We start from the raw sequence: 21,814 nt of genomic DNA, 5'->3' as shown, positions 1-21,814 counted from the left end.
TCAATGTCCGGTATCTCATTTTGTCGCAAGGTCCACAAGCGCGGCATCGAGAAGCGCGTCCGATACCTCGATCGCGCGCGGCCCCTCGGTAAAGACCAGGATGCAGCGAAACCGACGCGCCGGATAGAGCGGCCGCAGGATCTCCCGGTAGATCGCGAGCTGTGTTCGATAGACGAGGGGCACGGCACCGACATCGCCGGGAACGTCGCGGTTCGTCTTGAAGTCGGCGATCACCACGTCCTGGTCTGAGACGGCCAGACGATCGATTCGTCCCGAGACCGCGTGATCGCGCGCGCCGAGTCGAAGCGTTCCCATGATTGAGACCTCGGCGCGGCTGTTGGCAGAGAACAGAGCGGAAAGCGCAGGATCCTCGATGACCGCAAGAACGGAGCGCACGATTTCCGTCCGCTGCTTTTCGCTCCAGCCGGGAACGGCGCGCGACAGGTAAAGGGCGGCATCGGCCTCCCGTTCCCCCGGCGCGCGGGCGGGCAGAACCTGCAGCAGCCGATGCAGGATCGCACCGCGCAACAAAGACGGCCCGGTTCGCTTGTCTTCGGAAAAGAGGCGCGAACCGGTGACCGTGTCCGCCGCATCCGCCTCCACCGTAAAGCCGGCTCCGGACGGGCTCAAGGGACGGGGGAGGTGACGCTGCGGCGGCAGGGGGTCGAGCAAGGCCTGCGGCAAGGCCCCGACGTCTTCGGCCGTGATGTCGCTCTTCACGGACTCGATGTCGAATTCCGTCCGCTTCGTCAGCGCATGCCAGCGCGCGCCGGTCCATTGCAGCCCGGCCACTGAAAAATCGACGGGCATGAGACGGCCTTCCGTATCCGCTGAAAGGCCGGCCTTCACCATCGCATGCCAGCTCTCGGGATTGTCGAGCTTGCCGCGATAGCCGCAGACGATCAGGCGGTCCGCCGCCCGCGTCATGCCCACATAGAGCAGCCGGCGATATTCCTCCTCGGCGCCTGCCTTCAGCCGCTGGGTATCGCCGTCGATCAGGCTGTTGGAGGCGGCCCGTGGCGGTCGCCACACGGGAATGATCGGGATCTCGCCGCCAGGGCCGCGCCCATGCGGGGAGGGCACCATGCGGAGTGCCGGAACATGCTGGTTGTTGAAGGCCTTGCCGCTGCCATCGACCAGAAAGACGACCGGCGCCTCCAGCCCCTTGGCCGCATGCACGGTCATGACGCGCACCTCGTTGCGCTCCTTGTCCTGCTCCCGCTTGATCGTCGGCGCTTCCAGCTCAAGCCCGGAGATAAAGCTCTGCAGACCCGGAAGCCCGTTGGCTTCGTGATCGAGGCAGAAGGTCAGGAATTCGTCGAGGATATCACTGACCTCGCTGCCGAGCCGCGACAGAAACGCCGCGCGGCCGCCATCCGCACCCAGCAGGCGCGCATAGAGATCATGAACGGAGAGCGTATCCGCGAGTGTCCGATAGTTCGCCAGCCGAGCGACGACCGGCTCCAGAGCGGGATCATCCGATCTCTGAAGCGCGGACCAGAGGCTTTGGCCGAGCGGCCGCAGGGTCGCGGCCTCTGCCAGCATCTCTTCGGTCACCGCAAAAAGCGGGCTTTTCAGCACGGCGGCGAGGGACAGGTCGTCCTGCGGCAAGAGCAGGAAGCGGCCAAGCGCCATCAGGTCCTGCACGGCGATATGCGCCGTCAGCACCAGCCGGTCGGCACCGGCCACGGGGATGTCGTGCCGGGTCTTCAGGGCGCGCATCAGCGCGTTGACGAAGGCATCGCGCTTGCGCACCAGCACGATCACGTCCCCCGGCCGCATGACGCGACGCGTGGTCTTCTCGATGATGGTCTCGGTGCCGATCCAGCTTGCAAGCGTCGCCGCGATGCGTTCGGCCAGAATGTTCGCCGGCGCATTTTCCGGCGTCGCATCGAAGGCGGCTGTCCAGTCCTCTTCCTCGAAGCTCGGCGCGGGCGCGATGGCATCCCAGATCTCGACCAGACCGGGATGGCCGACACGGTTGGAGGCATGCACGACGGGCTCGTTGCGGGCGCTGAGGCCGCGCGCATGCGCGGGCTGGCGAAACACGGTGTCGACGGCCGACAGCACGTCCTCGGTCGAACGGAAGGAGAGCTGCAGCTGTACGGGGCTGAAGGCGAGCCCGCTGGCATCGATTCGCCGCCTCGCCTCGCGCTCCTCTTCCGAAAAACGCTCCGGTCGCGCGCCCTGGAACGAGTAGATCGACTGCTTCTCGTCGCCGACGGCAAAGAGCGTGCGATGCCGCCCGCGGGCGCTGTCGCCGGTGAAGAAATCCTCGGCCAGCGACCGGATGATCGACCACTGCACCGGGCTCGTATCCTGCGCCTCGTCCACGAGGATATGATCGATGCCCTGGTCGAGCTTGTAATGCACCCAGGCCCCGACGTCCGCACGTGTCAGCAGCCGGGCGGTGCGGTTGATCAGATCGTCGAAATCGAGCTGGCTGCGGCTTTTCTTGATGTCCTCGTAGTCGTGCGTCAGCCGCTCGGCCAGCACCATGGCGGCTTGCGTCGCCTCGAACATGTGCAGGAGCGCCAGCCTGTCGGAAAGCGCGATGACCGCGTCATAGGCGGCCTGCACCTTGTCTTCGAGATCGGGCGCCGCCTTGCGCAGCGGTGCGGAAAAGAAGCCCGAGATCGCGCGCGGCTTGCCCGACGAGGCGGAGAAGAAAAGTTCGCGAACGGCCTGATAGCGCTGGAGCGGTGTCTTCAGCTCTGCCGCAACGGCCAGCCCATCGGCGAAATCCCGTACCTTGGCGCCGCCCGAGGCGCGGCAAAGATCGATATAGCGCGTCAGATCCGGACCATTGAGGCCTGCCAGCGGCCAGAACTGCGCGACGAAGCTGTCTGCCGTCTCCTCCGCAGACAGGCCCAGCGCGTCGCGGAGGACCGGCTCCGTGCCGCCGCGCTGTTCGGCTTCGCTCAGAAAGACCTGAAGTGCGGTCCGGTTGGCGACGATCATCGAGAGCAGGCTTTCGAGCCCGGTATCGTCGGCCAGCGAGAGAACGGTCTCGAAGGCGCCGGTCAGCACCGGATCGCCTTCCGTCGCGGCAGCCGTGAGGAGAAGGCGACGTGCGTCGGCCAGAAGGATCGTCGCGGTCCGGTCATCCAGCACGGAAAAGTGCCCGGCCACATTGGCTTCGAGCGGAAACTGATGCAGCAGCGCTTCGCAAAAGGCGTGGATCGTCTGGATCTTCAGCCCGCCCGGCGTTTCCAGCGCACGGGCAAACAGACGCCGTGCCTCGGCAACCGTGTCAGCGCTCGGCGCCTGCCCTTCGAGTGCGGTGATGCGCGCCGACAGCGTCGCGTCGTCCAGCGTCACCCATTCGCCGAGACGCTCGAAGACGCGGTTCGACATTTCCGCGGCCGCCGCCTTCGTGTAGGTCAGGCAGAGAATGGCCGAGGCGCGGCATCCCGAGAGAAGCAGCCGGATGACACGCTGCGTCAGCACATGGGTTTTGCCCGATCCGGCATTGGCCGACACCCAAGCCGATCGTTTCGGGTCCGAGGCGAGCGCCTGCTGCTGTGTCGTCCAGTTCAGCCAGTCGGCGGGCGAGCCGCTCGTCGGTGCGAGATCGTCAGGCATCCCCCGTCTCCTCTTCGCCATCCGCGGTCGACCACTCGGCCACGCGTGCCAGGTGATCATATTCGCCGCCATAGGATTTCTCCTTCTGGACGATCACGCGCGAGACAAAGCCGCGCTGACCCGATTGCAACGCCCGCAGCAGACCGGTGAACTGTGCAAGTGATTCGTCGGCCAGCATTTCCGCCGTCTTCGGCTCGGCATCGCCTTTCGCGCGCCCCTCATTGTTGACCTCGTCCACCTCGAACCGATCTCCGGGTTTCAGCCGGACATACAGAAGAGAGGCGGGGTGGCGCTTGCCGACCGTGTCGAAGGCACCTGCCTTCAGTGCGGCGGCTTCCAGCGGCAATTGCGGATCGAGCAGCGCGCGGGCTTCCTTCACCGAGGGACTGGCGCCGGTCTTGTAGTCGACGATCACAGCCTCGCCATCCGGGCCGATGTCGATCCGGTCGGCCATGCCGGTCAGCTCGATATCGGCGACGCCGACCTGGAATTTCGCATAGCGCTCCAGGAAGGATTGCCGGATTCCGTCTTTGCGGGAGATCTCCCAATCGATGAAGGCCCGACCGACGGCGGCAAAGCGGGGCCGCCAGATGACGTCGATATGGACGGGCAGGCGCTGCTCGTCGAAGGCCGCGTCGATCAGCTCTTTCATCACGATCTGGGCTTCGGCCGTTGCCGGATCGACGGTGCTTTTGGCGAAGCGCTCGACGATCGCGTGGTAGATCGTGCCGCGCTCGGCCGCGCCCGGGTCTGCGTTGAAGCCGTCGATCGGCTGGAGGCGCAGGATGCGCCGGGAATAGATGGAATAGGGATCGCGGCGCAGGCGCCCGACCTCGCTGAAGGAATAGCGCTTCGGCTGTAGCGCGAAATCGGGCTTAGGCTCCGGCCGCCGCGCGAGCGGCGTATCCGGCCGCGCATCGAGAAGGGCCGCGTAGCGCAGACGATCGCGTCCGTTTTCGCGCAGGCGCTCACCGAGATCCTTGCCGCCGACGGCGAGAAGCCGCTGCAGCCAGCGTGATGCCACGGTGGGGGTCGCACCCTTGCGCAAGGATCGGCTGAAGACGAGGCGGCGCGTGCCGCAGGCCATTTGCAGGTCATGGGCCAGCTGGCCGATGCGCCGTTCCGGCGGCTCAAGTCCGATGCCGGTCTTCATGCTCCGCGACAGGAAGGGGTCGTTGGCGGTCTGTCCCGGCCACGTCCCTTCGTTCATGCCGCCGAGCACGACGAGATCGACGCTCTGCAGTCGCGCCTCCAGCGCCCCGAAGATGAAGACGCGCGGGTGCCGCATGGCGCGCGGCTTGACGGCGGAGCCGGCCATCAACGCTTCCACTGCCTCACACCACTGCCCGCCATCCGCCTCGATCTGCCCGTCGGCCTCGATGACGGCGCGCAGCAGATCGGCCAGTGCCGCACCCGCCTCGCCGGACCAGAGCGCACCGAGATCGCCTGTCTCGGTCGTGGCAACGCCTTCCAGCGCCCGGCCGGTCCGCTCGGCCCAGTCGGACAGGGTCAGCGAGGTACTGAAGCCGCCGGCCCCCTTTCGCCGCCGCACCAGCATGGCGACGAGCGGCTCGACGGCCGTGGCGATGGCACCAGCCACCGCGCGCGCCTCCTCGATATCCGCATCGCTCACCTGCGTCAGCCATTCCGGTGCATGGCGATCGGCCCGCCGACGCGGCGCCGCCTCGTCGAGCAGGGGCCTGAGGTCGGCGATATCGGCCGGCACCGTTCCTCCGCGAAGGGCGAGCAGCTCCAGCAGCGTCGCGGCCGGGCGGAGACGTTCGGGCGAAACGCCGAAGCGGGCGAGCGGATGCTTCATCAGTGTGGTGATGGCGACGGGATCGCCGGGGCGCAGCGCGACATCGAGCATCAACCGCAGCAGCGTGCCCTGCGGCGTGGACGCGAGCGGTGTTCCCGCCGAATCATCCGCCTCGATGCCGAAGCGCTGCAGTTCGGCGGCAACCCGACGGGCGAGATCCCGGTCGGGCGTGATCAGCGCCGCCTGGCATTCCTCGTCCTTCTGCAAGGCCAGTCGCAGCGAGAGCGCGATCGCCGTCGCCTCTTCCCGTTCGTTGATAGCCTCGATCAAGGCCGCGTCGGCAAAAGCCGCCTCGACACGTCCTGCGTCGAGCGACCGTCGCACGGCGTCCCAGGAACTGGTCGCCTCGACCGGCAGAAAGGCATGCGACAGCGTCTCCGCACGGTCGCCGAGATCGGTTTCGACCGTGCCGATCGAAACGACCTCGCTTCGGAAGATGCCCATGCGCCGGAGGAGGCGCACGAAGCCATATTGCGGGTGGCTCCGGCTGGCGGAATCATCGCGGCGTGCAGCGTCGGTGGCCGGGGGATCGATCAGGTTCCAGTCCGTCTCCGTCATCGTCTCATCGAGGCCGGGCAGGACGATGGCGCCCTGCGCCAGCTTCTGCACCGCAAGAATCAGCCGGGCGGTGGCGGGAATGGAGCCCGTGGAGCCGGCGATGATGACCGGACCATCGATGGCGCCGGCCACAATCCGGTGGCTTTCCGCCTCAAGGATGGCATTGCGGTGGCGGGCGGGCGAGGATCGGCTGAGTTCGGCCAGCCGGGCCGGCCAGAACTGGCTGGCGATCTCGAGGAATTCGAGCGTCAGCGTCCACCATTGCGCGTAGTTGCTGGCGTCGAGCGTGCCCAGGCTCGTCCAGTCCAGATCCTCCGTCTCGATATCGTCGATGATCTGCACGAGGTTTCGGGCCAGCCACAGGGCGTCGGCCGGGCTGGCCGGGGCGATCAGCGGGCTGTCGCCGTGAAGTTCGGTGACGATCCGCGGCAGCGTGTTGCGCCAGGCAAGGATCAGCCGAGACAGTTCGATCAGACGGGCCGGGCCTGTCAGCGGCGGCGCGAGGTCGAGGACGGCGGGCATTTCCGCATCGAAGAAGCCGCTATCGTCGTCCGTCTCCCCCAGCGCCCGGATGACCGGAAGGATCGCCGAGCGGGCACCGAGGCAATCCACGAACTCCGAGCGCAGCACGCGCGCCGCGCGCCGCGTCGGAACGAAGATCGTAACGCCCGCAAGCGACAAAGGATCGGCGGGATCGTAGCGATACTCAGGGACGATGGCCCCGTCGCAGATTGCGTGGACGAGCGTCTTCAGGAAGGGCACGCCGGCCGGGATCGTGAAGACGTTCTGTCGCGCTGGCGTCATGGTCTTGGTCCCCTCAGGCGCGTTCCGCCAGCCGCGCAAACTGCGCTTCGGCCTTGCCGATCGCATCCGGCGTTCCCACCGTGATCCACTCGCCTTCCAGCATCAGGCCGTATAGGCGCCCGGCGGCGATGGCCCTGTCGAAATAGATGTTGAGATTGAAGGCATCCTTCGGCGCATCATCGAACAATGTGCTCATCATGGCGATGGCGCCGGCATAGACGACCGGTCGGGACATGCCCTCGGCATAACGCACGAGTTTGCCGTTCGCCTGAAGCGAGAAATCCTTCTTGCCGTCATGCCCCGTGGTCCGCTCGAGATCGACGCAGAGAAGTAGCATGTCCATGCGGGCGGGATCGAAGGCTTCGGCCAGTCGCGCCAGATTGCTGCGGCCTTCCGGCTCGCCGATCCAGAACAGATCGGCGTTCATGACCAGCACGGGACCGCACTCCAGAAGCGAGAGCCCCTTGGCAAGCCCACCGCCCGAATTCATCAGGGCATCGCGTTCATCGGATATCCGGATGGCGGGTGCGGCGCGGGCGTGGAGATGGGCTTCCATCCGGTCTGCGAAATGATGCACGTTGACGGCAGCGGTCTTGATACCGGCATCGACCAGAAGATCGAGCACATGATCGATCATCGGCTTGCCGGCGATCGGCACCAGCGGTTTTGGTATGGTGTCGGTGATGGGGCGCAGGCGCGTTCCGAGCCCTGCGGCCAGCACCATGGCATTCTCGATGAGCATGTCGCCCTTTCCCGGGTTGGCGCTGCGTTGGCGCCGTGATTCGTAATCGAAGCCTTGCATCATTTCCGAAACGCGGCAGGGTTCAAGAACCGATCCTTGCAGGTGACACGTTGCCGACCCCTTCTCAAGGCGTGACGCGCCGAAGCGTCAGGTTGATCCGGCCGCCGTTCTTCAGAAGCGTCGATGTCGCGGGGTAGATCCGATCGACGCCGTGAAAGGCCAAGCGGCTTTCTCCGCCGAGGACGACAATGTCGCCGCTCGACAGCTTGAACGAGACCGTCCGGTCGCTTCGCTCGCTCCCGCCGACCCGAAACAGGCAGGCATCGCCCAGCGACACCGAAACCACGGGCGTCTGAAGATCCTGCTCGTCCTTGTCCTGGTGCAGACCCATCCGGGCCGTTTCCGCATAGAAGTTGACGAGGCAGGCCTGTGGCGGCTTGGCGGCGCCGGCAACGGTCTGCCAGAGATCCAGGAGGCTCTGCGGAATGGCGGGCCAAGGCTCTTGCGTCACGGGGTGAAGCGGCTGGTAGCGATAGCCTAAATCCTTGTCCGTGACCCAGCCGAGCGTGCCGCAATTTGTCATTCTGACCGAGAGTTCCTTGCCGGTCTTCGGCATGGCCGGGCGGTAGAGCGGGGCCGCGGCGACGATGCCTCTCACCGCCTCGACAAGGGCTTCCTGCCGATCGCGATCGAGAAAGCCCGGAATGTGGCGAAAGCCTTTCGGCAGGACCAGCATGGCCTCCTCCTGTTCGCGTTGTTGCCAGTTGCTCAAGATGGATCCGGCCAGGACGGCATCGGTTGCCGGAGTCTCACCGCGATCGATCCGCTTTCGCTCGACACATCGTGTCCCCGAAGGACGCGTCCGGTCTTTGACTTCATCTAATCGCCATCCGGCCGGCCGCGCATCTTCTTGACCTCTCCGCGCCCGCTTTTTGCCTTGAGACGGCGCTCGACCGAGCCGCGGGTCGGCTTTGTCTTCCGGCGGGGCGGCGGTGGGGGTTCGGCCGCCTTGAGGATCAGCGCCTTCAACCGTTCGCGCGCGTCCTCGCGATTGCGGTCCTGGCTGCGGAAACGGTTGGCCTCGATCATCAGCACGCCGTCCTTCGAGACCTTCCGCCCGGCAAGGCCAATGGCGATGTCGCGGATGCGCTCGGGCAAAGACGGGGAGGCGGCGATATTGAAGAACAGCTGGACGGCGGTTGCGACCTTGTTGACGTTCTGCCCGCCGGGCCCGCCCGCCAGCACGAACTGTTCGCTCAGCTCCCAGCCGGCAATCACGATCCGATCATTGATATAGAGGGGGTCGCTTGCCATGCCGTCGCCTTTCGTTCCCTGTTTATTCCAGCTCAGGGCACTTTGCAAATAGAGCAGAACGACAAAACCCGACGCTGTCGACAGCGTCGGGTTTCACGTGAAATCATTGGTAGGGCGTCTCCGGCTCGCTGCGCTTATTCCGCAGCGATCGCCAGACCCGGTGCTGCATCCCGCACGCCGCCATCGACGTGGCTTTCGAACTTGGTGAAGTTCGCCACGAACATGTTGGCAAGCTTGCTCGCTTGCGCATCATAGGCCACGCCATCGGCCCAGGTGGAGCGCGGGTCGAGAATGCCACCCTCGATGCCGGCAACTTCGACCGGAACCGCGAAGCCGAAATTGGCGTCGGTGCGCATGTCGGTCTCGGCCAGCGAGCCATCCAGCGCTGCGGCGAGCAGGGCACGCGTGGCCTTGATCGGCATGCGGCGGCCCGTGCCGTAGGCGCCACCGGTCCAGCCGGTGTTGACGAGCCAGCAGGTAACACCATGCTCGGCGATCAGGTCGCGCAGCAGGTTGCCGTATTCGCTCGGATGCCGCGGCATGAAGGGGGCGCCGAAGCAGGTCGAGAAGGTGGCTTCCGGCTCCGTCACGCCCTTTTCCGTGCCGGCGACCTTGGCGGTGTAGCCGGAGAGAAAGTGGTACATGGCCTGGTCGGCGGTCAGCTTGGCGATCGGCGGCATGACGCCGAAGGCATCGGCCGTCAGCATGATGATCGTCTTCGGATGACCGGCCGTGCCCGTTGCGCTGGCATTCGGAATGAAGTCGAGCGGATAGGCGCAGCGCGTATTTTCGGTCAGCGAGCCGTCGTCGAAGTTCGGCACCCGGTTTTCATCCAGGATGACGTTCTCGAGCACGGTGCCGAAACGCTTGGTCGTGGCGAAGATTTCCGGCTCAGCTTCGGCCGAAAGGCGGATCGTCTTGGCATAGCAGCCACCCTCGAAGTTGAAGATGCCGTCCTTGCCCCAGCCATGCTCGTCGTCGCCGATCAGCGTGCGCTTCGGATCGGCCGACAGCGTCGTCTTGCCGGTGCCGGAGAGGCCGAAGAAGACGGCGGAGTCGCCGTCCGGGCCGACATTCGCCGAGCAGTGCATCGGCATGACGCCCTTTTCCGGCAGCAGGTAGTTGAGCGCCGTGAAGACCGATTTTTTCATTTCGCCGGCATAGGAGGTGCCGCCGATCAGCACGAGGCCGTTGACGAGATCGCAGGCGATGACCGTTTCCGTGCGGCAGCCGTGACGGGCCGGGTCGGCGCGGAAATGCGGCAGATCGATGATCGTCAGCTTCGGCGCGAACGTCTTCAGGCTTTCGCGGTCCGGACGGATCAGCAGGTTGCGGATGAACAGGGAATGCCAGGCGAATTCGGTGATGACGCGCGTCGGCAGGGCGTTGTCGCGGTCGGCACCGCCGATCAGGTCCTGCACATAGAGCGAACGGCCACGGGCGTGGTCCATCATGTCGTTGCACAGCGTCTCGAAATGCGCCGGCGACATTTCCTTGTTGTTATCCCACCAGATCTGATCGGTCGTCGTCGCATCGCGAACGACGAACTTGTCCTTGGCGGAGCGACCGGTGTGCTGGCCGGTCAATGCCCGAAGAGCGCCATCGGCCGTGACCTGTGCTTCGCCGAGACGCAGCGACTCTTCGTAGAGTTCTGCAGGCGTCAGATTGTAACGGACGGCGACGATATCGTCGAAACCGAGTGCAGCGATTCCGAGATCCGGATTGCGAATGCCAAATTCTTCCATGAGCGCTGCTCCCCTGCGTTGTATCAATGCCGCAACATTAGCCGGAGTTACAGAAAACGCAAGATGACATCCTAAAAAATACAATAAATTCAATATATTAATCGATTTAAAGGAAATTGTTCAATGTTCAATCGGTTTAAATTTCGAATTGAAAATATCTGAGGTGCGCACCTCAGCGCTCATACGAACGATTGTGCGTCATCGCGACATTTTCGCTTCGCCACAATTTGTTCCACCTTTATACTCATGAACGCGCGCCGGCCTCGGCCGACCTCCTGATGCGGAGTTCTGTCTATCCTGGCCGGCCTCTGTCGATGACGCCCTTCTTCCAGCGGGAGAGGGGCCGGATGAGAGAAGGCGCGAAGATATGATGGAGCGGAATACGATGCAGACCATTGCACTTGTCGATGACGACCGGAACATCCTGACATCGGTCTCGATCGCGCTGGAAGCGGAAGGCTACAAGGTCGAGACCTATACGGACGGCGCCTCCGCGCTCGATGGGCTTCTCGCCCGACCGCCGCAGCTCGCGATCTTCGATATCAAGATGCCGCGCATGGACGGAATGGAACTGCTGCGCCGCCTGCGGCAGAAGTCGGATATCCCCGTCATCTTCCTCACCTCCAAGGACGAGGAGATCGACGAGCTTTTCGGCCTCAAGATGGGTGCCGACGACTTCATCACCAAACCATTCTCCCAGCGCCTGCTGGTCGAGCGCGTCAAGGCGATCCTGCGCCGCTCCGCCAACCGGGAAGCGGCGGCCGCGGCCGGTCCGGCCGGCCTGCAGAAGATGAAGGACGACATCCAGGCCCGCTCGCTGGAACGCGGCCAGCTGTCGATGGACCAGGAGCGCCACACCTGCACCTGGAAGAACGAGCCGGTGACGCTGACGGTGACCGAGTTCCTGATCCTGCATTCCCTTGCCCAGCGCCCCGGCGTCGTGAAGAGCCGGGACTCGTTGATGGATGCGGCCTATGACGAGCAGGTCTACGTGGACGATCGCACCATCGACAGCCACATCAAGCGGCTGCGCAAGAAGTTCAAGATGGTCGACAACGACTTCGATATGATCGAAACCCTGTATGGCGTCGGTTACCGGTTCCGCGAATCGGCCTGACGCCTCGAATCATGACGCCCTGAACATCGCGACGAGCGGGAGAGGCTGAGCATCCGACGTGGCAGACATCACGAGGCATGCGGCGATCGAGGAAGCGGACGGAGCCTATCGCTCCGGCCGGCGCTGGGCGCATCCCTTCACGCTGATCCGCCGCCTCTTCGGCAACGCCGTCTTTTCGAGCCTCACGCGCCGCATCCTGTTCTTCAATCTGGTGGCGCTCGTCGTGCTCGTGGGCGGCATCATGTATCTCAACCAGTTCCGCGAGGGACTGATCGACGCCCGCGTCGAGAGCCTGCTGACGCAGGGCGAGATCATCGCCGGTGCCATCGCCGCCTCGGCTTCGGTCGATACCAATTCCATCACCATCGATCCGGAAAAGCTTCTCGAGCTGCAGGCCGGGCAGAGCATCACGCCGCTGCCGCGCGATGAAGACCTGGAATTTCCGATCACCCAGGAGCGTGTGGCGCCCGTGCTGCGACGGCTGATCTCGCCGACCCGCACCCGCGCCCGTCTGTTCGATGCCGATGCCGATCTCCTGCTCGACAGCCGTCACCTTTATACGGGCGGGCAGGTGCTGCGCTTCGACCTGCCGCCGATCGAGCCCGAAAACCAGACGCTGACCGGAAAACTCAACACCTGGTACAATCGCATGCTCCAGCCGGGCAATCTGCCGCTCTACAAGGAGCCGCCGGGTGGCAACGGATCGATCTATCCCGAGGTCATGAACGCGCTCACCGGCGTGCGCGGCGCGGTCGTGCGCGTGACGGAACAGGGCGAGCTCATCGTGTCCGTCGCCGTCCCCGTCCAGCGTTTCCGGGCCGTTCTCGGCGTGCTGCTCCTCTCGACCCAGGCGGGCGACATCGACAAGATCGTTCACGCCGAGCGGCTGGCGATCATCCGCGTCTTCGGCGTCGCAGCCCTCGTCAACGTCATCCTGTCGCTGCTCCTGTCGAGCACGATTGCCAATCCCCTGCGCCGCCTTTCGGCCGCCGCCATTCGCGTGCGCCGTGGCAGCGCCAAGGAGCGCCAGGAGATTCCCGATTTCTCCTCGCGTCAGGACGAGATCGGCAATCTCTCGGTGGCGCTGCGCGACATGACGGGTGCACTCTACGACCGTATCGCCGCCATCGAGAATTTCGCTGCCGATGTCAGCCACGAGCTGAAGAACCCGCTGACCTCGCTGCGCAGTGCGGTGGAAACCCTGCCGCTGGCCCGCAGCGACGAGTCCAAGAAGCGCCTGATGGACGTCATCCAGCACGATGTGCGCCGGCTCGACCGCCTGATCAGCGACATCTCCGACGCCTCGCGGCTGGATGCGGAGCTTGCCCGCAGCGATGCGCGCGTCGTCGATCTCGAAAAGCTGCTCGGCGATCTCGTCGATATCTCGCGGCAGGTGCGCAACAAGAAGAAGGCGGTGCTGCTCAACTTCGTCGTGGAGCGAAAGGACAATCCGAAGGCTCGCTTCGATGTCAGCGGCTACGAGCTGCGCATCGGCCAGATCATCACCAACCTCATCGAGAACGCCCGGTCCTTCGTGCCGGAAGAGGGGGGACACATCATCGTGCGGCTGACGCGCAACCGCACGCGCTGCATCGTCTATGTCGAGGACAACGGCCCGGGCATCCAGGCCGAGGATATCGACCGCATCTTCGAACGCTTCTACACCGATCGGCCCGATGGCGAAGACTTCGGACAGAATTCGGGCCTCGGTCTCTCGATTTCGCGGCAGATCGCCGAGGCGCATGGCGGCACGCTGCGGGCGGAAAACATGACGGATCCGCACGGAAAGATCACCGGCGCCCGCTTCATCCTCTCGCTGCCTGTCGGCGAGGCGGCATGAGCGCTGCGCGATGAAGTCCGGAGAGGACGAGGCCGAACGCAGTCACGCACGCCGAGAGAAGAACGCGCCCGCCAACATCCACGCGACGGCCATCGTTCTCGGCACGCTCGGTTATCTCTTCGTCGGACCCTCCGGAACAGGCAAGACCAGCACCGCCCTTGCCTGCCTGTCCTCCGCCGTTCGTCGCGGCTGGAACGCGGCACTCGTTTCGGACGATCAGGTCCTTATCTCTTTGCAAGGCGACCGCCTCGTCGCCCGCGCGCCGGCGAGCATTGCGGGCCTTGCCGAGTTGCGCGGCGTCGGCCCGGTGCCGATCCGCAGCGTCCGGGCGGCCGTCATGTCCTTTGCCGTCCTGCCTGTTCTGGCCCCTGTCGGGCTGCGGGTCGCACCGGAGGCTGAGACCTGGATGGTGGGCGCAGTGACCCTTCCCCTGCTTCGGCTTCCGCTTTTGCCGGGGCTTGACCCGCTCGATGCACTCAGCCGCTTTTCGACTCTTTAAATGTCGCAGTCTGCACAGATTTTGCTCATGTGATCCGAGTTTTAGGATTTTTGACTTGCACTCCGGCATTTCCTCGCCAAGATGACCGCCCCAAGGCGGAATGAAATTGTTGCATTGCGGCATGGCATGGCTATCGTCCGCCGAAGGGAAAAGGCAGTTGGAGCAAAGACACATGATCGGACTTGTGCTTGTCACGCACGGCAAGCTGGCTGAAGAGTTTCGTCATGCGCTCGAACACGTCGTAGGGCCGCAGAAATTCATCGAGACCGTGTGTATCGGCCCGGAAGACGACATGGATCAGCGGCGGCAGGATATTCTGACGGCCGTGATCGCTGCCAACGAGGGCAACGGCGTCATCATTCTCACCGACATGTTCGGCGGCACGCCGTCCAATCTTGCCATCTCCGTCATGCAGAGCGGCACGGTCGAGGTCATCGCCGGCGTCAACCTGCCCATGCTGATCAAGCTGGCGGGTGTGCGTGGCGAGAGCGACATGGACAAGGCCTTGGTGGAGGCCTCCGAGGCCGGGCGTAAGTACATCAATGTTGCCAGCCGCGTTCTCAGCGGCAAATAGCGGGCGCAATCCTTCATGACACTGTCGCGGGACCTCCAGATCATCAACAAGCGCGGCCTGCATGCGCGTGCCTCTGCCAAATTCGTGCAGACGGTCGAGGCCTACGATGCCGAAATCCACGTCACCAAAGACGGCATGACCGTCGGCGGCCTGTCGATCATGGGTCTGATGATGCTGGCGGCCAGCACCGGTAGCTCGATTTCCGTCACCGCAAGCGGCCAGCAGGCGGAGGCGGCGCTGGAAGCGCTCGACGCTCTGGTGCGCGACCGGTTCGGCGAGGAAATGTAGGGATATAAACATATAAAGACGTCTTTATATGTAGGTTGCCTGCGATCCGCTTTCCTGCTAGAGAAAGATCGCGCCCCGCCTATGACCGGGCAAGAGATCAGTGCCCGCCTGCGGTCCCGGAGCCTCAAGCTTTCGACCCGGCGAGCCACCAGCGGAGAGCTTCATGAGCACGACCAATGACTATCTGGTAGCCGATATCGGCCTGGCCGACTTCGGCCGCAAGGAAATCACCATTGCCGAAACCGAAATGCCGGGCCTGATGGCCTCGCGCGAGGAATTCGGTGCGTCGAAGCCTTTGAAGGGTGCCCGCATCACCGGATCGCTGCATATGACGATCCAGACGGCGGTTCTTATCGAGACGCTCGTCGCGCTCGGTGCCGACGTTCGCTGGGCATCCTGCAACATTTTCTCGACGCAGGACCATGCCGCTGCGGCGATCGCGGCTGCGGGCATTCCGGTCTACGCCGTCAAGGGCGAGACGCTGACGGAATACTGGACCTACACCGACAAGATCTTCCAGTGGACTGACGGCGGCGTCTCCAACATGATCCTCGACGATGGCGGCGATGCCACCATGTACATCCTGCTCGGCGCGCGCGCCGAAGCCGGTGAAGACGTGCTGTCGAACCCGGGCTCGGAAGAAGAAGAGATCCTGTTCGCGCAGATCAAGAAGCGTCTGGCCGAAACGCCCGGCTTCTTCACGAAGCAGCGCGACGCGATCCAGGGCGTCACCGAGGAAACCACCACCGGCGTCAACCGCCTGTACCAGTTGCACGCCAAGGGCTTGCTGCCCTTCCCGGCGATCAACGTCAACGACAGCGTCACAAAGTCGAAGTTCGACAACAAGTACGGCTGCAAGGAGTCGCTCGTTGACGGCATCCGCCGCGGCACCGACGTGATGATGGCCGGCAAGGTTGCCGTCGTCTGCGGTTACGGCGACGTCGGCAAGGGTTCGGCAGCCTCGCTGTCGGGTGCGGGTGCCCGCGTCAAGGTCACGGAAGTCGATCCGATCTGCGCCCTTCAGGCCGCCATGGATGGCTTCGAAGTCGTCCAGCTCGAAGACGTCGTCGCGAGCGCCGATATCTTCATCACCACGACCGGCAACAAGGACGTCATCCGCATCGAGCATATGCGCGAGATGAAGGACATGGCGATCGTCGGAAACATCGGCCACTTCGACAACGAGATCCAGGTTTCCGCCTTGCGGAACCTGAAGTGGAACAATGTGAAGCCGCAGGTCGATCTCATCGAGTTCCCCAAGGGCAACCGGATGATCCTTCTGTCGGAAGGTCGCCTGCTGAACCTCGGCAATGCCACGGGTCACCCATCCTTTGTCATGTCGGCGTCGTTCACCAACCAGGTGCTCGCTCAGATCGAGCTCTTCACCAAGGGCGAGCAGTACGAAGCCGGCGTCCACATCCTGCCGAAGCACCTCGACGAGAAGGTCGCGCGCCTTCACCTCGCCAAGCTCGGCGTCAAGCTGACGACGTTGTCGGATGAACAGGCGTCCTATATCGGCGTGACCCCGCAGGGCCCGTTCAAGGCGGATCACTACCGCTACTAAGCGCGAGCGAAAAATATCCTGAGTTGGAAGAGGCCGTACGCTGAAGAGCGTGCGGCCTCTTTTTCGTCTCCATGCTTCCCGCTTCCAAGGGGAGGGACTATGCTGACCTGTATCGATTCGGGACGAAGATGCGGCACTGACGCGGACCGAATCGGAAAAAAGCGTTGGTTTTCAGGACGGAACGACGCACGCCGTAAGCGGCGGGCAAGCATGAACGCGTAACGATCCCGAAGACGACGATATTCGTTCAACCGGCCTTGTCGAAAGGTCGTGCGGACGGCGGATGCGTGCCTGTGGGGTTTTGCCATCTTGGCGGAAGACCGGCCGGGCGCCGTGCAACGGGGACAGGCACGTGATGACGAAAGCTTCTTGGAACGCTGGACGAACGCCTGCCGAGCCGGGCGTAAGCTCTGCGGTCGACACCCGGCCGGATCGACGTCGCAAGCGCCTGTCGTCGATCATTCGCCACCTTGCCGCAGGTTCTGCCCTCGGGCTCCTCTCCGGCGAGGCCATGGCCGCGGAAGGCGTCGCGAGCGTTTTTCACTCCTCTGAGATCATCACATTCTCGCTCCTCACCGGTGCCATTGCTGCCGCTATGATTTCGGCCGTCTGGGTGATCCGGCAGCGCAGCACCGTCGAGACCGACAATCGCGACCTGAAGACGGCGCTTGCCGATGCGCGCCAGAGCATCACGCGCTTCCAGGCGCTGATTTCCGACAAGAACCGCAGCATCGTGGTCTGGGATGGTCCGGCCGAAAAGCCCGAATTTCTTGGCCAGCTACCGCCGGAAACGGGTGCGCCGCAGGACGACCGCGATTTCCTCGCCTTCGGCCGCTGGATCAAGGCGACGTCGGCGAGCGAACTCGAACGGGCCATCGATCGCCTGCGCACCTTTGCCGAAAGCTTCGACCTCGTCGTGCAGACGAACCGCAACGAGATCCTGGAAGCTCAGGGGCGCGTGTCCGGCGGCCGCGCCTTCGTGCGCTTCGTCGCGCTCAACAATCTGCGCGAGGAACTGGCCGAGCTGACGCTGGAGCGCGACCGGCTGCGCGGCGATCTCGCAAGCCTTCAGACGCTTTTGAATGCGGTGGATATGCCGGTCTGGCAGCGTGGACGCGACGGGCAGATTGCCTGGGTCAACGAAGCCTATCGCGACGCCGTGGAAGCGCCGAGCACCGACGTCGTGGTCCAGGAAGGCCGCGAACTGCTGGCAACCGTTTCACGTGAAAAAGCCAAGGCGCTCGCCACCTATGACTCGCCCTTCCGCGACAAGATCTCGACCGTCGTGCGCGGCCAGCGCACCTTCTTCGATGTCGTCGATGCGAAGACCACCTATGGCACGGCCGGTATCGCCCATGATGTCAGCGCCATCGAGGCCGTTCGCGAGGAATTGTCCCGCACGCTGAAGAGCCACGCCGAAACGCTGGACCATCTGGCAACGGCCGTGGCGACCTTCGATGGCTCGCAGCGCCTGCAATTCTACAATCAGGCGTTCCAGACCCTCTGGAACCTCGACACGGCCTTTCTCGCCCGCCGCCCCGGCAATGGCGAGATCTTCGACCAGCTGCGCGAAAGCGGCCGCCTTCCCGAGCAGCTCAGCTGGAAGCAATGGAAGGAACAGGCTCTCTCCGTCTATCAGGCCATCGAAACCCAGATGGACATGTGGCATCTGCCGAACGGCCAGACCCTGCGCGTTTTCGCGACGGCCCGTCCGCAGGGCGGGGCAACCTGGGTCTTCGAAAACCTCACTGAGCGTGTCGATCTGGAAACCCGCTACAATACGCTGGTGCAGGTTCAGGGCGAAACCATCGACCACCTTTCCGAAGGCGTTGCAGTGTTCGGTCCGGACGGGCGTATCAAGCTGTCCAACCCGGCGTTCCGGGCGCTCTGGGGTGTGACCGAAACCGAAGTCGCGCCGGGCACCCATATCCGCGCCATCGAGCAGGCCTGCACCGTTTCCTACGACCAGCCGGATGGCTGGAAGCGGTTTTCCCACGCCATTACCAGCTTCGAGGACGAGCGGCCGTCGAGCCGCGGCATGCTCGAATTGCGCACCGGTCTCATCCTCGACTTTGCCATCATCCCTCTTCCCAATGCGCAGACCATGCTGACCTTCGTCGACATGACCGACAGCGTGCGCGTCGAGCGCGCCCTGACGGAAAAGAACGAGGCGCTGCGCATGGCCGATTCGCTGAAGAACGATTTCGTGCAGCATGTCTCCTACGAGTTGCGCTCGCCGCTCACCAACATCATCGGTTTCGCCGACCTTCTGAAAACGCCCGCCTTCGGCGAGCTCTCGACGCGCCAGGCGGAATATGTCGATCATATCTCCACCTCCTCCTCGCTGCTCCTGACCATCGTCAACGATATTCTCGACCTCGCGACCGTGGATGCCGGCATCGTCGAGCTCGACCTCAGCGAGATCAATCTCACCGATTTCCTCGATGAGGTGTCGCAACAGATGGCCGATCGTCTGCAGGAAAGCTCTGTCACCCTGCGCATCGACACGCCCGACATGCTCGGCACCTTCGTTGCCGACCACCAGCGGCTGAAGCAGATCTTCATCAAGCTCCTGACCAATGCCGCCAACTTCGCGCCGGAGGGCAGCGTCGTCGGCCTCTCCTGCGCGCGCGAGGCCAGCGATTTCGTCTTCACCGTCAGCGATCAGGGACCCGGTATTCCGAAGGACGTACTGGAAAGCGTCTTCCATCGCTTCGAGAGCCATGGCCAGCGCGGCGGCGCCGGCCTCGGCCTTTCGATCGTCGACAGCTTCATCACCCTCCACCATGGCAAGGTCCGCATCGTGACGCGGGAAGGCGAGGGGACCGAGGTCATTTGCCGTATTCCCTCGGGCGCATTGCCGAAGGCCGAAGCCGCGGAATGACCGACATGCTGCGCCTGCCGCTTGCCGATGAAGCCGCCACGATCAGGCTTGGCCAAGATCTGGCGCTCGCTCTGAAATCCGGAGACACGGTCGCTCTCTCGGGCGACCTCGGTGCGGGAAAATCGACCCTCGCCCGCGCGCTCATCCGGGCCGTCGCAGACGATCCTTTTCTGGAGGTGCCCAGCCCGACCTTCACGCTCGTGCAGTCCTACGATCTGCGCACGACCGTCTCGCATTTCGATCTCTATCGACTGGGGGATGCGAGCGAGGTGCTGGAGCTTGGCCTCGATGAACTCTCGGCGAACGGCATCTGCCTGATCGAATGGCCCGAGCGGGCGGAGGGCTACCTGCCGCGACAGAGCATCGTGTTGGCCTTGGAACAGGATGGAGACGGTCGCATGGCCATCGTCTCCGGCAGCGAACCGATCCTGTCCCGCATCCGCCGCAGCCTTTCGATCCGGCAGTTTCTGGACGACCATGGCTACCACGGCGTCGCGCGCCGCCATCTCAACGGCGATGCTTCGGTGCGCGGCTACGAGCGCATCCATCAGCCAGCCGGGCTGGACCTGATCCTGATGGATGCCCCGCGCACCATTCCCGGGCCGATCCTTGAGGATGGAAAATACTATCAGCAGATCGCCCATATCGCCGAGGATGTCGGCGCCTTCGTCGCGATCGACCTCTATCTGCGAAAACGCGGCTTCGCTGCGCCGGAAATCCATGCTCAGGATATCGACGCCGGCATGCTTCTTCTGGAGGATCTCGGGGCCGAAGGCGTGCTCGACACGGGCGGTGCGCCGGTTGCGGAACGCTACATCGAAACGGCGCGCCTGCTTGCCCGACTGCATGGCGAGCCACCGGAAAACCGCCTGCCGCTTCCCGGCGGACAGGTCCATGTCATCCCGCCCTTCGATCGTGCCGCAATCAAGATCGAGACCCGGCTGCTAATCGACTGGTTCCTGCCGCATCATCGCGGCACGCCGGCCACGCCTGCTGAGCGCGAAACCTATGCCGCCGTCTGGGACCGGCTGATCGACCTGTCGGAGCGCGGAGAGAAGCACCTCCTCCTGCGCGACGTCCATTCGCCGAACATCCTCTGGCGCAAGGACAGGACGGGCATCGACCGCGTCGCTCTCATCGATTTTCAGGATGCCATGATCGGCCCCACGGCCTATGACGTGGCTTCGCTCGTCCAGGATGCGCGGGTCACCATCCCGCCGGATCTCGGGCGGGCCATCATTGATGCCTATATCACCGAGCGACGCCGTCTCGGCCCCTTCGATGAGGCTGCGTTCATCGAGCACTTCCACCTGATGGCGGCGCAACGCAATTGCAAGCTCGTCGGTATCTGGGTGCGGCTGATGCAGCGGGACGGCAAGCCCGGCTATATGAAACACATGCCGCGCACGTTCGCCTATCTCCGCGAAGCGCTCGATCATTCCTCGCTCGCGCCTCTCGAAACCTGGCTTCGGGAAGCCGGTCTCCTGTAGGCGTTTACAGCTTGCGCAGCGCAACCGTCTGGACGAGGTGATTGGTGCCCTTCTGCAGGATCAGGTCCGCACGGGGCCGGGTCGGCAGGATATTGCGGCGCAGGTTCTTGAGGTTCGTATTCTGCCAGAGACCCTCGGCGATCGACCGGGCCTCCTCTTCGCTCACCTCGGCATAGCGCTTGAAGAAGGATTCCGGGTTTTTGAACGCCGTCTGGCGCAGCCGCATGAAGCGATCGACATACCAGGAGTGGATCAGCGTCTCGTCGGCATCGATATAGATCGAGAAGTCGAAGAAGTCCGACACCATCGGCACGATCTTGCCGTCCTCCGGCAGGTCGCGCGATTGCAGAACGTTGATGCCCTCGAAGATCAGGATATCCGGCCGGTCCACGACCTGAAACTGGTCGGGCAACACGTCATAGACGAGGTGGGAATAACTCGGCGCCTGCACGTTCGGCTGTCCGGCCTTGATGGCCGAGAGAAAGCGCAGCAGCGCGCCGATATCGTAGCTTTCCGGAAAACCCTTCCGGTTCATGATGTTGTCGCGCATCAGCACGGCATTCGGATAGAGAAACCCGTCCGTCGTCACGAGATCGACCTTGGGGCTGGAGGGCCAGCGCGACAGAAGCTCGGCCAGAATACGGGCGGTGGTCGATTTTCCCACAGCCACCGATCCGGCGATGCCGATCACGAACGGCGTCTTGGTTTCGTCCGAGATCGTCAGGAAGCGCTTGCGCTGTTCGTAGAGGATCTGCGACGCCTCGACATGGGTGGAGAGCAGGCGCGACAGCGACAGATAGATCCGACGCACCTCATCGAGATCGATCGGGTCGTTCAGGGAGCGCAGCCGGCGAACCTCGTCCGCCGTCAGTGTCAGGGGCGTGTCCGCTCGAAACTGCGACCATGCATCGGCCGAAAAGAAGTGGTAGGGGGAATAGTCTCGCCTGCCGAGATCGTCCGGCATATCCGCTTCACCCCTGTTCTGCGGCGC

At 64.0% G+C, this 21,814-nt stretch carries 15 protein-coding genes; 8 read left to right on the top strand and 7 right to left on the bottom strand.

The window, feature by feature from the left end:
* Positions 1-15: 15 nt before the first annotated feature.
* The 6 genes from addA to ASG39_RS04885 form a co-directional block, all read right to left on the bottom strand.
* Positions 16-3,585 (bottom strand): double-strand break repair helicase AddA, encoded by a 3,570-nt coding sequence (gene addA, locus ASG39_RS04910; protein ID WP_062593517.1) that lies wholly within the window; start codon positions 3,583-3,585, stop codon positions 16-18.
* On the bottom strand, positions 3,578-6,766 hold the full coding sequence (gene addB, locus ASG39_RS04905; protein ID WP_062593687.1) for a double-strand break repair protein AddB: 3,189 nt from the start codon (positions 6,764-6,766) through the stop codon (positions 3,578-3,580). The genes addA and addB overlap by 8 nt, the downstream gene beginning before the upstream one ends.
* A gap of 13 nt (positions 6,767-6,779) precedes the next feature.
* Positions 6,780-7,508: a nucleotidyltransferase family protein gene (locus ASG39_RS04900; protein ID WP_062593685.1), complete on the bottom strand. Its 729-nt coding sequence runs from the start codon at positions 7,506-7,508 to the stop codon at positions 6,780-6,782.
* Between the two features lie 124 nt (positions 7,509-7,632).
* On the bottom strand, positions 7,633-8,244 hold the full coding sequence (locus ASG39_RS04895; RefSeq protein WP_062593515.1) for an alpha-ketoglutarate-dependent dioxygenase AlkB: 612 nt from the start codon (positions 8,242-8,244) through the stop codon (positions 7,633-7,635).
* A 143-nt stretch (positions 8,245-8,387) separates the two neighbouring features.
* A complete protein-coding gene (gene arfB / locus ASG39_RS04890; protein WP_062593512.1) occupies positions 8,388-8,822 on the bottom strand; it encodes an alternative ribosome rescue aminoacyl-tRNA hydrolase ArfB in 435 nt (144 codons plus the stop codon).
* A 134-nt stretch (positions 8,823-8,956) separates the two neighbouring features.
* A complete protein-coding gene (locus ASG39_RS04885) occupies positions 8,957-10,567 on the bottom strand; it encodes a phosphoenolpyruvate carboxykinase (protein WP_062593510.1) in 1,611 nt (536 codons plus the stop codon).
* 385 nt (positions 10,568-10,952) lie between these two features.
* Between ASG39_RS04885 and ASG39_RS04880 the strand changes: the two genes are divergently transcribed.
* From ASG39_RS04880 to tsaE, 8 genes are all read left to right on the top strand, one after another.
* Entirely contained in the window at positions 10,953-11,684 is a 732-nt protein-coding gene (locus ASG39_RS04880; protein ID WP_092935839.1) for a response regulator transcription factor, read from the top strand.
* 85 nt (positions 11,685-11,769) lie between these two features.
* Positions 11,770-13,524: a sensor histidine kinase gene (locus ASG39_RS04875; RefSeq protein WP_132535432.1), complete on the top strand. Its 1,755-nt coding sequence runs from the start codon at positions 11,770-11,772 to the stop codon at positions 13,522-13,524.
* Between the two features lie 10 nt (positions 13,525-13,534).
* Positions 13,535-14,023: a hypothetical protein gene (locus ASG39_RS04870; protein ID WP_062593505.1), complete on the top strand. Its 489-nt coding sequence runs from the start codon at positions 13,535-13,537 to the stop codon at positions 14,021-14,023.
* Positions 14,024-14,195: 172 nt separating this feature from the next.
* A complete protein-coding gene (locus ASG39_RS04865; protein WP_062477263.1) occupies positions 14,196-14,597 on the top strand; it encodes a PTS sugar transporter subunit IIA in 402 nt (133 codons plus the stop codon).
* A gap of 15 nt (positions 14,598-14,612) precedes the next feature.
* Positions 14,613-14,885 (top strand): HPr family phosphocarrier protein, encoded by a 273-nt coding sequence (locus ASG39_RS04860; RefSeq protein ID WP_062593503.1) that lies wholly within the window; start codon positions 14,613-14,615, stop codon positions 14,883-14,885.
* Between the two features lie 163 nt (positions 14,886-15,048).
* Complete coding sequence (gene ahcY, locus ASG39_RS04855) at positions 15,049-16,449, top strand: adenosylhomocysteinase (protein WP_062593502.1); 1,401 nt, start codon at positions 15,049-15,051, stop codon at positions 16,447-16,449.
* Between the two features lie 355 nt (positions 16,450-16,804).
* On the top strand, positions 16,805-19,333 hold the full coding sequence (locus ASG39_RS04850; protein WP_082476953.1) for a PAS domain-containing sensor histidine kinase: 2,529 nt from the start codon (positions 16,805-16,807) through the stop codon (positions 19,331-19,333).
* Positions 19,330-20,823: a tRNA (adenosine(37)-N6)-threonylcarbamoyltransferase complex ATPase subunit type 1 TsaE gene (gene tsaE / locus ASG39_RS04845; protein WP_062593496.1), complete on the top strand. Its 1,494-nt coding sequence runs from the start codon at positions 19,330-19,332 to the stop codon at positions 20,821-20,823. Before ASG39_RS04850 ends, tsaE begins: the two co-directional genes overlap by 4 nt.
* Positions 20,824-20,827: 4 nt before the next feature.
* On the opposite strand, the gene coaA is transcribed toward tsaE, so the two are convergent.
* Positions 20,828-21,787: a type I pantothenate kinase gene (coaA, locus tag ASG39_RS04840; RefSeq protein WP_062593681.1), complete on the bottom strand. Its 960-nt coding sequence runs from the start codon at positions 21,785-21,787 to the stop codon at positions 20,828-20,830.
* Positions 21,788-21,814 lie beyond the last annotated feature (27 nt).

This window comes from Rhizobium sp. Leaf371 (assembly GCF_001424045.1).
In the GTDB taxonomy this organism is placed as follows: Bacteria; Pseudomonadota; Alphaproteobacteria; order Rhizobiales; family Rhizobiaceae; genus Ferranicluibacter.
Note: the sequence above shows the minus strand (reverse complement) of the source record. Positions and strands in the feature narration are given on the sequence as shown.